Consider the following 14,351-nt stretch of genomic DNA (forward strand, 5'->3'; position numbering starts at 1 on the left):
CTCTGTTGGGTGCCCTCAGGCTGCCTGCCGGGGTGGCAGGCTTGCCCTGGAATCAGTGGCAGCTTTGCCGTGGAATGGGTGGCAGGCTTCGCGTGGAATCAGTGGCAGGCTTGGTCTGGAATACGCAAGATTGACTTTCTGCTGGGCTTCGACAGAGCCAGGAAAACGCTCAATACCCTGCTCGACTGGCCACGCCACGACCTCGACCTATTCATCCGGGTCGTCCACCAAAATGCCGGGCAGTTGTCCGCCAACAAGCGCAAAAGCCACTTTGGCTGGATGCGGGACGATGAAATACGACAGGCCGAGGAGACCGTTATTGAAGCTTTCGGAGGGCTAACAAAACCCGCCTGATTAAAAAGTCCTGGAAAATACGGCGTGTGAGACCGCCTTAAATATATAGTTAACCTATTGTTATAATTGGAAAATATAAATATTTTATTTATATATACCCCCATTTATACCCCCATAGTAACTTACTAAACACTTCCCCCAACTGTAATCACGTAAAGTCCAGTCCGAGGTTTTACTCATAACAAGCTGATTCCTATATGTATATTAGGCGGAACCGGCCTTAACGAGTTACTATCCGAAGCGAACAAAAATTCACCTCCCATCGACGTCTTTGGAAGCACAAAAGCAAAGCTAGTGGAATCGTCTTGAATGGACCACAAGACTAAAAAACAACTTACAGAAACAGATATCATTACTAAGTTCCTCCTCCCGGCCATAGAGCAAGCTGGCTGGGATTCCATGCTCCAAATCCGCCAGGAAGTAAAACTCCGCGACGGCAAAGTCATCGTCCGCGGCCAAATGGGCGTGCGCAAAACCGTCAAATCCGCTGATATCGTCCTCTACCACAAACCCAACATGCCTCTAGCTGTGATCGAGGCTAAAGCCAATAAACACGAAATCGGCAAAGGTATGCAGCAGGGCCTAAATTATGCTCGATTACTCGATGTACCCTTCGTCTTCGCCAGCAACGGCGATGGCTTTATCTTCCACGATAAAACCACCTCACCCGGCGAGCCGATAGAAACTGAAATCGCCCTCGAAGACTTCCCCAGCCCCGATCAGCTCTGGGCCAAGTACCGCGCCTTCAAGGGCTACAGCGATGCGCAACTCCCCACCATCACACAGGACTACTATGACGACGGCAGCGGCAAATCGCCACGTTACTACCAATTACAAGCCATCAACAAAACCGTAGAAGCCGTCTCCAACGGGGATGACCGCATACTGCTGGTCATGGCCACCGGCACCGGCAAAACCTACACCGCCTTTCAAATGATCTGGCGGCTGTGGAAGGCCAAACAAAAAAAGCGCATCCTGTTTTTGGCTGATCGCAATATCCTCGTCGACCAAACCCGCATCAATGATTTTCAGCCCTTCGGCCAGGCCATGACCAAAATCACCGGCCGCAACGTCGACCCCGCCTACGAAATCCACCTGGCCCTCTACCAGGCCCTCACCGGCCCCGACGAATCGCAAAAAGCCTACAAGCAGGTCAGCCCCGACTTCTTTGACCTGATCGTCATCGACGAGTGTCACCGCGGCAGCGCCGCCGAAGACAGCGCCTGGCGTGAAATCCTCACCTATTTCAGCTCCGCCACACAAATTGGCATGACCGCCACCCCCAAAGAAACCGAAGAAGTCTCAAACATCGATTACTTCGGCAAGCCAGTCTACACCTACTCCCTCAAAGAGGGCATCGAAGACGGGTTTCTCGCCCCCTACAAAGTGGTGCGCGTCGATATCGATGTCGACCTCCAGGGCTGGCGCCCGGAAAAAGGCCAAGTCGACAAACAAGGCGAAGCCATCCCCGACCGCATTTACAACCAAAAAGACTTCGACCGCACCCTGGTGATCGACGAACGCACAGACCTGGTCGCCCAAACCATCAGCGCCTACCTACAGCGCACCGACCCTATGGCCAAGACCATCGTCTTCTGTAACGATATCGATCACGCAGAACGTATGCGCCGCGCGCTCATCAACCACAACCCCGAGCAAGTGCAGAAGAACGACAAATACGTGATGAAAATCACCGGCGATGATGACCAAGGCAAAGCCCAGCTCGACAACTTCATAAATCCCAAAAAGGCCTACCCGGTCATCGCCACCACCTCCGAGCTGATGACCACCGGAGTCGATGCCAAAACCTGCAAGCTGGTGGTGCTCGACCAAAACATCCAGTCCATGACCAAGTTCAAACAAATCATCGGCCGCGGCACCCGTATCGACGATCGCTACAACAAACTCTGGTTCACTATCCTCGATTTCAAAAAAGCCACCGAACTCTTTGCCGACGAAACCTTCGATGGCCCACCTGAACAAATTATGACAACCGACCCCGGTACCATCATCGATACCGACAATCCCGACTTCGACGACGAACTGGCCGGCAACCCCACCGATAGTGACGGCGACAAACCGGGCGGGGCAGGGGTTGACCAGGGCACGGGCACCGGCGGCGGAGTCATCACTGACGAGTGGCCCGACGACGAACATAGCGAGCACATCAAATACCGCGTTGCCGGCGTCACAGTGCGCAAAGTCGCCGAGCGCGTGCAATACTACGATACCGACGGCAAGCTTATCACCGAGTCCTTTAAAGACTACACCCGCAACACCATCAAAAAACAATTCGCCACCATGGATGACTTCATCAAAAAGTGGCAAAGCAGCGATCGCAAACAAGCCATCATCGATGAGCTAGAACAGCATGGTGTAATCTGGGAGGCCTTAGAAGAAGACGTCAGCCGCGAATTGGACCCTTTTGATTTAATCTGCCACGTCGCCTTTGATCAACCGCCACTCACCCGAAAAGAGCGCGCCGATAACGTCAAAAAACGCAACTACTTCGGCCAATACTCTGAGGCGGCTCAGTCCGTTCTCAATGCTTTGTTGGATAAGTATGCCGATAGTGGCGTCACCGAAATCGAATCGAAAGAGGTGTTAAAAGTCACCCCATTTGATCAAATGGGCCGCCCCCTAGAAATTGTTAAAAAAGCCTTTGGCAGCCCCAAAGAATACGAACAAGCCATCAGCGACTTAGAACAAGTCCTGTACGACGATAAACACAGCGCCTAGCGCCCAGCAGTAGAGAAACGAATGTCTATATCAAGCGTGATAAAATCAATCCAAGACATCATGCGCAAAGACGCCGGTGTTGACGGCGATGCCCAGCGCCTGGGGCAAATGTCTTGGTTGTTATTCCTCAAAATCTTCGACGCCCAAGAACAAGAGCTAGAGTTTGAGTTGGATAACTATAAAGCGCCGATCCCAGAACGGTATTTATGGCGTAACTGGGCTGAAGATAGCCAAGGTATGACGGGGGATGAGTTATTAGATTTTATCAATAACAAATTGATTGATGACCTTAAAAACCTCAACGCCCCTATCGATACCAACCCCAGGGGCTATGTGGTGAAAGAGGCCTTAAGTGATGCCTTCAACTACATGAAAAACGGCACTTTGCTGCGCCAGGTCATTAACAAACTCAACGAGATCGACTTTACCAGCTCTGAAGAACGCCACCTGTTCGGTGATCTCTACGAGCAAATTCTCAAAGACCTACAAAGCGCTGGTAATGCTGGCGAGTTTTATACCCCCCGTGCTGTTACTCGTTTTATTGTGCAAATGATCGACCCGCAACTAGGTGAGACCATCCTCGACCCAGCCTGTGGCACCGGTGGATTCCTCGCCTGCTCGGTCGATTTGTTAGAAAAGCAAGTTAAAACTAACGACGATAGAAGGCAGCTTCAAGAGTCGCTACGCGGCGTAGAGAAAAAGCAACTCCCACACCTGCTCTGCACTACCAATATGATGTTGCACGGCATCGAGGTTCCAAAAAATATTCGCCACGGCAATACCTTAAATCAACCACTCTCAAGTTTAGATATTGAGGTCATGGTCGACGTAGTGGTCTCCAACCCGCCCTTTGGCGGTATGGAAGAAGACGGGATCGAGAAAAACTTTCCCAGTGAAATGCAAACCCGCGAAACCGCCGACTTGTTTTTGCAGTATATACTCGAGGTATTAAAAGAAAATGGCCGAGCCGCCGTCGTTCTGCCCGATGGCACTCTCTTTGGTGAAGGTGTAAAAACCAAGATCAAAAAACTGTTATTGGAAGAGTGCAACCTCCACACCTTGGTGCGCCTTCCTAACTCGGTGTTCGCCCCCTATACTAGTATCAAAACCAATATCCTGTTTTTTGAAAAGGGGAAACCTACCAAAGATATTTGGTATTACGAGGTTCCCCTGCCAGAAGGCATTAAAGCCTTTAACAAAACCAAGCCCATGAAGCTAGAAGACTTCGCCGCCTGCACCGAGTGGTGGGGTGAGGGAAGAACAATTAAGACTAAAACCAAACGCAAAAACCGCCAGGAAAACGAATTCGCCTGGCAAGTCAGTATGGATGAGATCAAGGAGCGCAACTACAACCTCGATATCAAAAACCCCCATGTAGGAGAACAAATCTGCCATGACCCAGAAGAGCTGTTAGCCGATTACGTCGAACAGCAACAAAAGATTCAAGAGCTGCGCGATGAGTTAAAGAATATTTTATCGACAGCGCTGGCTAGTGAGGGTGCTAAGTAATGGCGGCTGTTGAGAAACTTATTACGGATAGTTTGGATGTTTGGTCTTCGGCGGTTAAGTCCAAAGCTGCTACTGGGCGAGGGGCGAGTGGTGAAAGAGAACTCTATGGAATAAAAAAGCTGAGGGAGTTAATACTTGATTTGGCTGTAAGCGGATTATTGGTGCCTCAGGATAAAAAAGATTCCCCCGTAAAAAAATTACTTGAAATCATGGCGGCTGAAAAGACTAAATTAGTAAGAGAAAAGATAATTAAAAAACCGAAGAAATATGAGCCTATAGATCGTGATAAAATTCCACATGCTATTCCTAGCACATGGGAGTGGGTTAGATTAGCGGATATAGGCCATGATTGGGGTCAAAAAACTCCGGACTGTGAGTTCACATATATTGATGTTGGGGCAATAAATAAAGAGCTAGGTGTTGTATCTGAGCCTAGCGTAATTCTGCCTTCTAATGCGCCTTCAAGGGCTAGAAAGATTGTCAGGAAGGGTACTGTGATCTACTCAACAGTTAGACCATACCTTCTAAATATAGCCGTGGTAGATAGGGAATTCGAACCCGAACCTATAGCAAGTACTGCATTTGCGATTATCCACCCCTTTACCGGAATTAATGCATCCTATTTGCATAGGTACTTAAGGTCACCAACTTTCGTAGGTTATGTGGAGAGTGTTCAGGCGGGTATTGCTTATCCGGCAATTAACGACAAGCAGTTTTTCGCTGGGGTTATTCCTATTCCGCCCTTGGAGGAACAAGAACGCATAGTGGCCAAAGTCGACGAACTCATGGCCCTGTGTGATGCCCTAGAAGTCCAACAAAAAAACAGCTTCACCGCTCACCAAACTTTGGTAGAAACCCTGCTGGCTGTGCTCACCAACGCCCAAAACGCCGAAGCGTTTAACCAAGCTTGGTCCAGAATCGCCGAACACTTCGACACTCTGTTCACCACCGAACACAGCATCGGCCAGGTCGAACAAACAATATTGCAGCTCGCAGTGACGGGAAAACTGGTCCCTCAATATCCGGGCGACGAGCCAGCGAGTGTAGTGTTAGAACAAATTGCTGCAGAAAAAAAGCAGTTGATTGAAGAGGGCAAAACCAGAAAAGAAAGAGTGCCCAGTGAAGAGGAGCAGAATAGCTTGGGTTTTGACCTCGCTCCTGGGTGGAGTCTCACATCTGTTCAAGAGCTCTGTAGACCTGAAGAGATAGTTACTTATGGAATATTGAAACCGGTGTGGTCCGAGGAGGGTGTCCCGACGGTTCGGATATCTGAAATGCGTAACGGTGAGATTGAAATCGATAAACTAAGAAAGTGTGACATCGAAAGGGCATCTAAGTTTGAAAAAACAAGATTAGTACCTGGCGATCTTCTAATTACTAAGGACGGCACTATAGGAAAAACAGCATTTGTCCCGCCCGAGCTGGAAGGTGGAAACATAACTCAGCATGTATTGCGGTTTCCTGTAAGTAGATTTGTTGACAGGCGATACATAAGAGTATGCATAGATGCGCCAGTTTGCCAGGCGTGGATGGCCGGGGAGACTAAAGGCGTTGCTCTTAAGGGGATAAATGTTGGAGATTTTCGAAAAATGCCTTTGCCGCTCCCTCCAATAAAAGAGCAAGCCCGAATTGTGGGAAAGGTTGATGAGTTGCTCTCGATCTGCAATCGCTTAAAAGACTGTTTGAAGTCAGTAGAGAAAATAGCGGTTCAAATATCAGACTTGATTGGAGACCACCTGATCGGCTCTTCCAATAACAAAATTCTTACTAACAGCGGAGGCTATAAAGAGATGAAAATAACTACTCAGTTGATGCTTGGAAAGAGGACGCCGGGTGACGACTCCATCATCGCTCCGCTAATTATGGCTGAGAACGGAAAGGCTGATGCCAAGGCTATATGGAAGAAGTCGCAATTGGAACTGCCGACTTTCTATAGTCAATTGAAACTCGAAATCGAGGCTGGATATGTACTTAAACCAGTGGCCGGTATCCTTGAGGGATAGAGGAGCGAATTAGGTGAAGCTCAGGGAACTAAGGGTATCCAACTACAAGGGGTTTGTAGCTTTCACTACGAATTTTGATGCTGATTCATCCATAACCACTCTGATTGGTCAGAACGGCGTTGGCAAATCGAATCTCATAGAAATAATAGTCTCTGTTTTTCGATCTATAGACCTGAGCGAGACCCTCGATTTCAGTTACGGATTGAGCTATGAATGTAGAGGTCACGAAATTGAGATAGATTACGACTCGCTAGTAAGGAGAAACACAAAAGTCAGCGTTGATGGCTCCAAGAAATCCTTGGCCTTTTTGAGGTCGAATAGAGATGAGTTGTTGCCATTGAATATTTTTACATATTACTCGGGAACAAACTGGCGTATAGAAGAATTATTTGTGAAACATCAGACGCAGTTCTATAAGCGTTTGACCGAGGGCGAGGACTCGATTCTTCGCAGATTTTTCTATTGCCGCGACGTACACAGCTACTTTGTCTTGTTGGCTTTTTTGGTTGATGACGATCCAGCGTGCAACGACATATTGCATAAGCTTGGCATAGTCTCTCTAGACTCCGTTTTGTTTCGCCTAAAGAAACCGTTCTGGTTCAAGTCGAAACCAAGCGCCATTATGGAAAATGAGGGCGATCGTAGGTTTTGGTATGCGAGGGGAGTGGTCAAGGAATTTCTCTCGGACTTATGGGAAGAATCAATTGCTCCCATCGATAACAAAGAACGCAAGGTCATAGATTTTCGGGGGCGATCGGAACAACAAGATCGACTCTATTTGTTTTTGCCAGATAAGCAGTCTTTACAGCGGTTACGTGATAGATATCCGGATACTGCAACTTTGTTTAAATATCTGGAGAGTACATATATAGCTGACTTGCTAGAGGACACGATAATATCCGTCATATTGTCGAACAATGAAAAGGTGACTTTCGCCGAGCTATCTGAAGGAGAGAGACAGTTACTTACTGTAGTTGGTCTGATGAAATTTACCCGTGATGATGAGTCACTTTATCTGCTGGACGAGCCCGATACGTACCTAAACCCCCGTTGGAAGTTGGACTTCTTTGATCAGATCCAGAGAATCCTCGATCACGATAGTGAGGAAACTGGTGTAAACGCATGGAAAAGTAGTCAGGTGATTCTGACTACCCATGATCCTCTAATGCTCACGTCGCTGTACGCGTCTCAGGTTAGGGTGCTGACCGAGAGTGGTGAGGGAAGAACATCTTCTATGCCAAAAGAGGATCCGATAACTCTTGGGGTTGAGGCAATTATCCAATCAGAACTATATGGTATTCGCACCAGCTTGGATAAAGAGATTCAATCTAAGATCGATTTAAGGAACCGCTTGTTGTCAATGAAGGTTGTAGATGGTGAGTTATCGGATGAGCTCAAAAAACTCAACAATGAATTAGAGGAAATGGGGTTGACTCATGCTCATCCGAATCCGTATTTTTCGAACTTTGCCAAAGCGATAGGTAGGAATCCGACATTTAGAAAACCCGATTTCACCCCGGAGGAGTATAGAGAGATACAGGCTTTATCTGACCAGCTTCTGAGCGAGCTAATTGAAGAGGAGAAATCTTCATGATGCGAGTAAGATTTCCCGCCGATCTTCCCGAGGAAATACAAGTATGGAAAGCGCGCGCTCATGAAATTACTTTGGAAATAGTAGCTGCACCTGATTTAGAGGCCAAGTATGCGTTGATTGAGCTTTATAAAAATCATTGGCGGGCCCCTGTTTTGATTCAGTGGCTATCCGATCTGAGCCATGAAAAGTGTTGGTATACAGAAACCAAATTCGGGGGTGACTACCAAGAGGTTGAGCATTTCAGGCCAAAAAAGGGAACCAAATGTATAGATGGAACTGATCTGGCCGGTCACCCTGGTTATTACTGGTTGGCGTTTGATCTAGAAAACTATCGCCTCTGCAAAAGGCGACCGAATGCTAAGAAAGGGACATTCTTCCCTATTTTGAACGAACCATTGAGGTGCGGCTGTGAAGTTGATGACTGGCATGACGAACTACCTTTGTTTCTTGACCCGATGGACGAAGAAGACTATTTGCTTTTGAGCTTCGACGACAATGGCAAACCTGTTCCACAAGAAGGTGCTGAGGATCAGGATAGGGAAAGAGTGCTCTTCACCATAGATAAATATTATTTAGACGAAAGAATACTTAATATTCGTCGTGCACAAGTCTGGGCTAGTTGCAGAGAAATATTCAATAGTTACCAAAATGCTATGAAAGAGGCAAAACTCGGCAATGGGGGGGTAGCCAAGCGCGCTGAGGCAAAGAGAGACTTAAGGCTCTTACGGCAAATGATATCTAGGCAAGCTGAGTTCTCCTCAGTGGCGAAAGCGGCGCTTATTAAAACCGGAGATCCTATGGCTGCAAGAATCGCAGCTTCTTAAACCATTAAATTACAAATACGCAGTTGTAGAGATGAATGCATGTTGGTTTTATTCTGCTTGAACTATGCGCTTTCTGCATTTATTGCACCAATCTAGGTGCTTAGAACGGTATAAATCAGTTCCTATTGAAGACGTCGATTGAGCCTGTGGTTCCAATCCTCTCACAGGATTCGAAGTGGCTCGCAGCAGAGGATGACTCACAACAGGCTAAAGCCTGTTGTGACCCCAGCGGGGCTTCGCCGCATGCGCGGCTCGGTGCAAACTGTGCCGTAGGCACAGTTTGTCGAACCTGGGGAGGTTCTCACCACCATCACACCCACCGGCCACCCGATTGGGTGACCGTTTCGTATTGGTCGGTGTGAGAGGATTCGAACCTCCGACCCCTTCCTCCCGAAGGAAGTGCGCTACCAGGCTGCGCTACACACCGTGAATTTCAAGGGGGCGCAACTATACCAGAGGGAATAACGGCAACCAAGCCCCTCCTCCTACATTTCCGGTGGCGGTGATTGCAAGGCAATATTCACGCACACCAGTCTGAACCCGGGCCCTCTGCCACCTGTCCAAACCGGTACTTCCAGCGCAGCGGTACAGCGCCGGTAACTTCGCTGTACCCCCGCGCCGGCAGTCAACACAACAGTCGGCTGGGAATCAATCCGCCCGGGGTAACTTTCGATCCTCTGGCCCTTTGGTAACCCCCTCATTCCGGGCATTCCCCGTTCGACTGTCGCGGCTACGCCGCCGGGCCATTGCGATCATCTCGTCGTAAGGAGTACACAATGAAAAAGCTACAACAAACTGTCGCCCTGGGTTTCTGCACTGCACTGCTGCCCGTTGCACTGGCCGCAGCGCCGCAGGAAGGCGACCGCGAATTCTCACTGTCGGGCACCGGTACCAGTGACAAGGATTTCGATAACAGCAACTTCGGTATTTCCGGCGACATCGGCTGGTACACCTCGCCCGACCTGTCCCTGGGTATCCGCCAGAGCGTCAGCTACGCCGACATCGAAGGTGAAGGGGTCACCGACGACGCCTGGAACGGCAGCACCCGCGGCTACGCCAACTACCATTTCGGCAGCGGCAATGCGCGGCCGTTTCTCGGCGCCAGCCTGGGTGGCATCTACGGCGACAACGTCAAGGAGAGCGCCTTTGCCGGCCTGGAGTTCGGCCTGAAATACTACGTGCTGGAATCCACCTACATTCTGGGCCGTGCCGAATACCAGTTCTTCTTCGACAGCGGCGACTCGGCCGAGGATAACTTCGACGATGGCGCCTGGGCCTATGTGCTGGGTGTCGGCTTCAACTTCTGACCCGTTCGCGGCCACGCCTGGCGTGGCCGCACCCTCCCTGCGCTGTACTAATAAAGGCGGGGCAATTACAGTAGCCCTCCCCGAACAAATCCCAGTACAGCCCGATGAGCCAACGTTCCCTAAGCGCCGATCAACAGATGGCCGAAGCCCGTTCCCTTGCCAGCAAGGGGCAGGTGGAAGCCGCCAAGCGCATCTATCACCAGATTCTGGCCCAGCAACCGGGCAACAAGAAGGCGCGCAAGGCCCTGAAGGCCCTGCAATCCCAGCCCGGCGGTCCACTGACCCGGGACGATTTCGATCGCGTCACCCACCTGATGCGGCGCGGCAAGCTGGAGGCGGCCCGGGCGGAAGCCAGCCAGCTGGTGCGCCTGCACCCGGAGCAACCCGCCCTGCACAATCTGCTGGGGGTCATCCACACCCGCATGGAGCGGCCGGAAGCCGCAATCGAGGACTACCGCCGGGCCCTGCAACTGGAGCCTGATTTTGCCGATGCGATCAACAACCTCGGCAGCGCCTACAACAAGCTGAAGCGCTATGCAGAGGCCGCGCGCTGTTACCAGGCCCTTCTCAACAGCAATCCGCGGGACCCGGACAGCTGGTACAACCTCGGCAACAGCCAGCGCGGGATGAAGGCCAACCGGGAGGCGGTAAAAAGCTACCAGACCTCGCTCAAGCTGCGCCCGATATCTGCGGAAACCTACCACAACCTGGGCAACACCTACGTTGACCTCGGCGACGCTGAAAACGCCATCGCCTGCTACGAAAGCGCACTGGGCATCCGCGAGGATTTTCACGCGGCCCGGCGCGGCCTGGCGACCACCTACTTCAGCCAGGGCCAGGGCGGCAAGGCCGGCAGCTGCTATCAACGCATCCTCAAGGACCTGCCCAACGACGTGCCTGCCCTGCGCGGACTCGCCAATGTGCAGAACAGCGCGGGCATGTACCACGCGGCGGCAGAGACTTTTTCCAAAGTGCTGGCCCTGAGCCCCGGCGATGCCAACGCCCGACACCACCTGGACGCCCTGCAGCACCGCCGCAGCGAACGCGCGCCGGAGGCCTACGTGCGCTCGGTGTTCAACGCCTACGCGGTGGGCTTTGAAGAACACCTGGGCAACACCCTGGGCTACGCCGGCCCCACCAAGCTGCGCTCGCTGTACGACCAGCTGAATTCTGACGGCGGCGTCAAAAACGTCGGCCTCGACCTGGGCTGCGGTACCGGCCTGGCGGGCGTTGCCTTCAGCGATGTGGTGACCCGCCTCACCGGCATCGACCTGGCAGCGCAGATGCTGCAGGAAGCGGAGAAAAAGGGCGTCTACCACAAGCTCATCGAGGGCGACCTGCTCAGCACGCTGCCGACCCTGGAAGAGCAGGCGGATCTCATCCTTTGCGCCGACACACTGGTCTACCTGGGGCGGCTCGACAGGATCTTTGCGGCGGTGGCCGCTGCTGCCGCGCCGGGCGCCCAGTTCCTGTTCACCACCGAGCACCTGCTGGAAGGGGAGTACGAGCTGCTGCCCAGCGCGCGCTATGCCCACAGCCGCGACTACGTGGAGGCCTGCGCCACCGGTGCCGGGCTGGAGCTGAAGCATTTTGAAATCACACCGCTGCGCATGGAGCGCAACGAGTGGCTGGACGGCGGTTTCTACTGCCTGGTCAAACCGGGCTGAGGGTCAATAGACCCCGGCCCAGCGGGCCAGCAGCTGGCTGAAAAAGCTCAGGCCGACCACAATCACCACCAGGATCAGCAGCAGGCGGAAGGGCCGGAAGGGCTTGCGCTCCACCGCGTTGACACCGCGCTGCAGGAAGGCGTCGACTTTCGCCTGGTCTTCCGGGTATAGGCGGGGTTCATCCTGGGCGTCGCTTTGATTCTGTTTATGTTCTGACATGGCAATTCATCACTACGGGCGTCCTGCCCTCTCGCGATGTACAGCCGAACGCGGCCCGGTACATCCTGCACATAAAAAAGGGGGACAGGCTTGCGCCATTGTCCCCCGAACACACACTCAAGTCACGCCGTCTGTATCAGAAGGCGAAGAGTTCCTCAGGCATCTGCATCAGGTTGTCGGCGCCTGACAGCAGGGCCTGTTTGTGCGCCGCGGTGCGCGGCAGCAGACGGTCGAAGTAGAACTTCGCGGTCATCAGCTTGGCCTGGTAGAAGGAGGTGTCACCCTCGGCGGCGACAATTTTCGCCTGGGCGACGGCGGCCATGCGGGCCCAGAAGTAGGCCAGGGTCACGTAGCCTGCGTACATCAGGTAATCCACAGCGGCGGCGCCGGCTTCGTCCGGATTCTGCATGGCCGCTTCGCCGATCTTCATCGACAGTTCCAGCCACTCGTCCTTGTGCTGTTTCAGGGCGGCGACAAAGGGTGCTACCGCCTCGTCGCTGTTGGCCTCGCAGAACTCGTCGATCAGGCCGGTGAAGGCCAGCAGAAGCTGACCGCCAGAGCCCAGCACCTTGCGACCGATCAGATCGAGTGCCTGGATACCGGTGGTGCCTTCATAGAGCATGGAAATGCGCGCGTCGCGCACGATCTGCTCCATGCCCCATTCGCGAATGAAACCGTGGCCACCGAAAATCTGCACGCCATGGTTGGCGGACTCAAAGCCGGTTTCCGTGATGAAGGCCTTGGCAATCGGGGTCAACAGGGCCAGCAGGTCGTCGGCCTTCTTGGCGCGCTCACCGTCGGCGGCATGCACGATGTCGCCCTGCTGGGCCAGGAAGTAGATGAACGCGCGGCTGCCCTCGGCCAGGGCCTTCTGGGTCAGCAGCATACGGCGTACATCGGCGTGCACGATGATCGGGTCGGCCGGGCCGTCGGCATTTTTCGGGCCGCTGAGGCTGCGCATGGACAGGCGGTCCTTGGCGTAGGCCAGGGCGCCCTGGTAGGACAGCTCGCCGTGGGCCAGGCCCTGGATGGCGGTGCCGATGCGGGCGGTGTTCATGAAGGTGAACATGCAGGCCAGGCCCTTGTTGGGCGGGCCGATCAGGTAGCCTTTGGCGCCGTCGAAGCTCATCACGCAGGTGGCGGAGGCCTTGATACCCATCTTCTTCTCGATGGAATCGCAGCGCACGGCATTGCGCTCGCCGAGGCTGCCGTCGTCGTTGACATTGAACTTGGGCACGATGAACAGGGAGATGCCCCTGGTGCCTTCCGGCGCGTCGGGCAGGCGGGCCAGTACGATGTGGACGATGTTCTCGGCCATGTCGTGCTCGCCGGCACTGATGAATATCTTGGTGCCGGTGATGGCGTAGCTGCCGTCTGCCTGGGGCTCGGCTTTACTGCGCAGCAGGCCCAGGTCGGACCCGCAGTGAGCCTCGGTCAGGCACATGGTGCCGGTCCAGCTGCCTTCGATCAGCTTGGTCAGGTATTTCTGCTTCTGCTCTTCGTCGCCGTGGGCTTCCAGGGTGTTCACGGCACCGTGGGACAGGCCCGGGTACATGCCCCACGACCAGTTGGCGGTGCCCACCATTTCGCTGACCACACTGCCGACGAAGGCGGGCATGCCCTGGCCACCGTAGTTGGGGTCGGCGGACATGGCGGCCCAGCCGTTTTCCACGTATTGCTGGTAGGCGGCGGCGAAACCTTCGGGGGTTTTCACCTCGCCGTCTGACCAGGTGCAGCTCTCTTCGTCGCCGCTCTGGTTGAGGGGGGAGAGCACGTTCTCGGCAAACTTGGCGCCTTCCTCGACAATGGCGTTGATCAGGTCTGCGGTGGCCTCTTCAAAACCGGGCAGGCTTTGATAGAGGGCTTCGGTTTCGAGCACTTCGTGCATCACAAACTGCATATCGCGCAGGGGGGCCTTGTACTCAGGCATACGGTTTACCTCATCTAGAACAGGTGGCAGATGGAAGCCCCGGGGCGGGTTTGCCCGAATGGCGAGGGGCCCATGTGTTCGGCGTTCACATTTTGCGCAAAAAATGTCCGCTGTCAAATATCTTTTCGACTAAGGGGAGCAGGGCTTTAGTGGAAGAGGCGTTATAAGGCGCAGCTGTGGGCCGGCAAGAAAAAAATGTGTAAGC

The 14,351-nt window shown here is 53.1% G+C and carries 9 protein-coding genes, 1 tRNA gene and 1 pseudogene; 8 read left to right on the forward strand and 3 right to left on the reverse strand.

Going from position 1 to position 14,351, the window contains the following annotated elements:
• The 6 genes and pseudogenes from FVW59_RS07200 to FVW59_RS07225 form a co-directional block, all read left to right on the forward strand.
• Nucleotides 1-354 (forward strand): annotated as a pseudogene (locus FVW59_RS07200) (hypothetical protein); the annotation flags it as partial.
• Between the two features lie 309 nt (nt 355-663).
• Nucleotides 664-3,093 (forward strand): EcoAI/FtnUII family type I restriction enzme subunit R, encoded by a 2,430-nt coding sequence (hsdR, locus tag FVW59_RS07205; RefSeq protein ID WP_148063588.1) that lies wholly within the window; start codon nt 664-666, stop codon nt 3,091-3,093.
• Nucleotides 3,094-3,114: 21 nt separating this feature from the next.
• Nucleotides 3,115-4,602, forward strand: coding sequence for an N-6 DNA methylase (locus FVW59_RS07210; protein WP_148063589.1), 1,488 nt, complete (start codon nt 3,115-3,117; stop codon nt 4,600-4,602).
• Nucleotides 4,602-6,605, forward strand: coding sequence for a restriction endonuclease subunit S (locus FVW59_RS07215; protein WP_148063590.1), 2,004 nt, complete (start codon nt 4,602-4,604; stop codon nt 6,603-6,605). Before FVW59_RS07210 ends, FVW59_RS07215 begins: the two co-directional genes overlap by 1 nt.
• Before the next feature lie 13 nt (nt 6,606-6,618).
• Nucleotides 6,619-8,199: an AAA family ATPase gene (locus FVW59_RS07220; protein WP_148063591.1), complete on the forward strand. Its 1,581-nt coding sequence runs from the start codon at nt 6,619-6,621 to the stop codon at nt 8,197-8,199.
• A complete protein-coding gene (locus FVW59_RS07225; RefSeq protein ID WP_148063592.1) occupies nt 8,196-9,023 on the forward strand; it encodes a hypothetical protein in 828 nt (275 codons plus the stop codon). The genes FVW59_RS07220 and FVW59_RS07225 overlap by 4 nt, the downstream gene beginning before the upstream one ends.
• A gap of 350 nt (nt 9,024-9,373) precedes the next feature.
• On the opposite strand, the gene FVW59_RS07230 is transcribed toward FVW59_RS07225, so the two are convergent.
• A tRNA-Pro gene (locus tag FVW59_RS07230) sits at nt 9,374-9,450 on the reverse strand.
• Between the two features lie 349 nt (nt 9,451-9,799).
• Between FVW59_RS07230 and FVW59_RS07235 the strand changes: the two genes are divergently transcribed.
• On the forward strand, nt 9,800-10,330 hold the full coding sequence (locus FVW59_RS07235; RefSeq protein ID WP_148063593.1) for an OmpA family protein: 531 nt from the start codon (nt 9,800-9,802) through the stop codon (nt 10,328-10,330).
• Between the two features lie 104 nt (nt 10,331-10,434).
• Nucleotides 10,435-11,997, forward strand: a complete 1,563-nt coding sequence (locus FVW59_RS07240) for a tetratricopeptide repeat protein (protein WP_148063594.1) — start codon at nt 10,435-10,437, stop codon at nt 11,995-11,997.
• A 3-nt stretch (nt 11,998-12,000) separates the two neighbouring features.
• On the opposite strand, the gene FVW59_RS07245 is transcribed toward FVW59_RS07240, so the two are convergent.
• Nucleotides 12,001-12,216, reverse strand: coding sequence for a DUF3094 family protein (locus tag FVW59_RS07245; RefSeq protein WP_148063595.1), 216 nt, complete (start codon nt 12,214-12,216; stop codon nt 12,001-12,003).
• Nucleotides 12,217-12,352: 136 nt separating this feature from the next.
• Nucleotides 12,353-14,146, reverse strand: a complete 1,794-nt coding sequence (locus FVW59_RS07250) for an acyl-CoA dehydrogenase C-terminal domain-containing protein (RefSeq protein WP_148063596.1) — start codon at nt 14,144-14,146, stop codon at nt 12,353-12,355.
• Nucleotides 14,147-14,351: the final 205 nt, after the last annotated feature.

It is taken from the genome of Parahaliea aestuarii (genome assembly GCF_008064635.1).
Taxonomy (GTDB): domain Bacteria; phylum Pseudomonadota; class Gammaproteobacteria; order Pseudomonadales; family Halieaceae; genus Parahaliea; species Parahaliea aestuarii.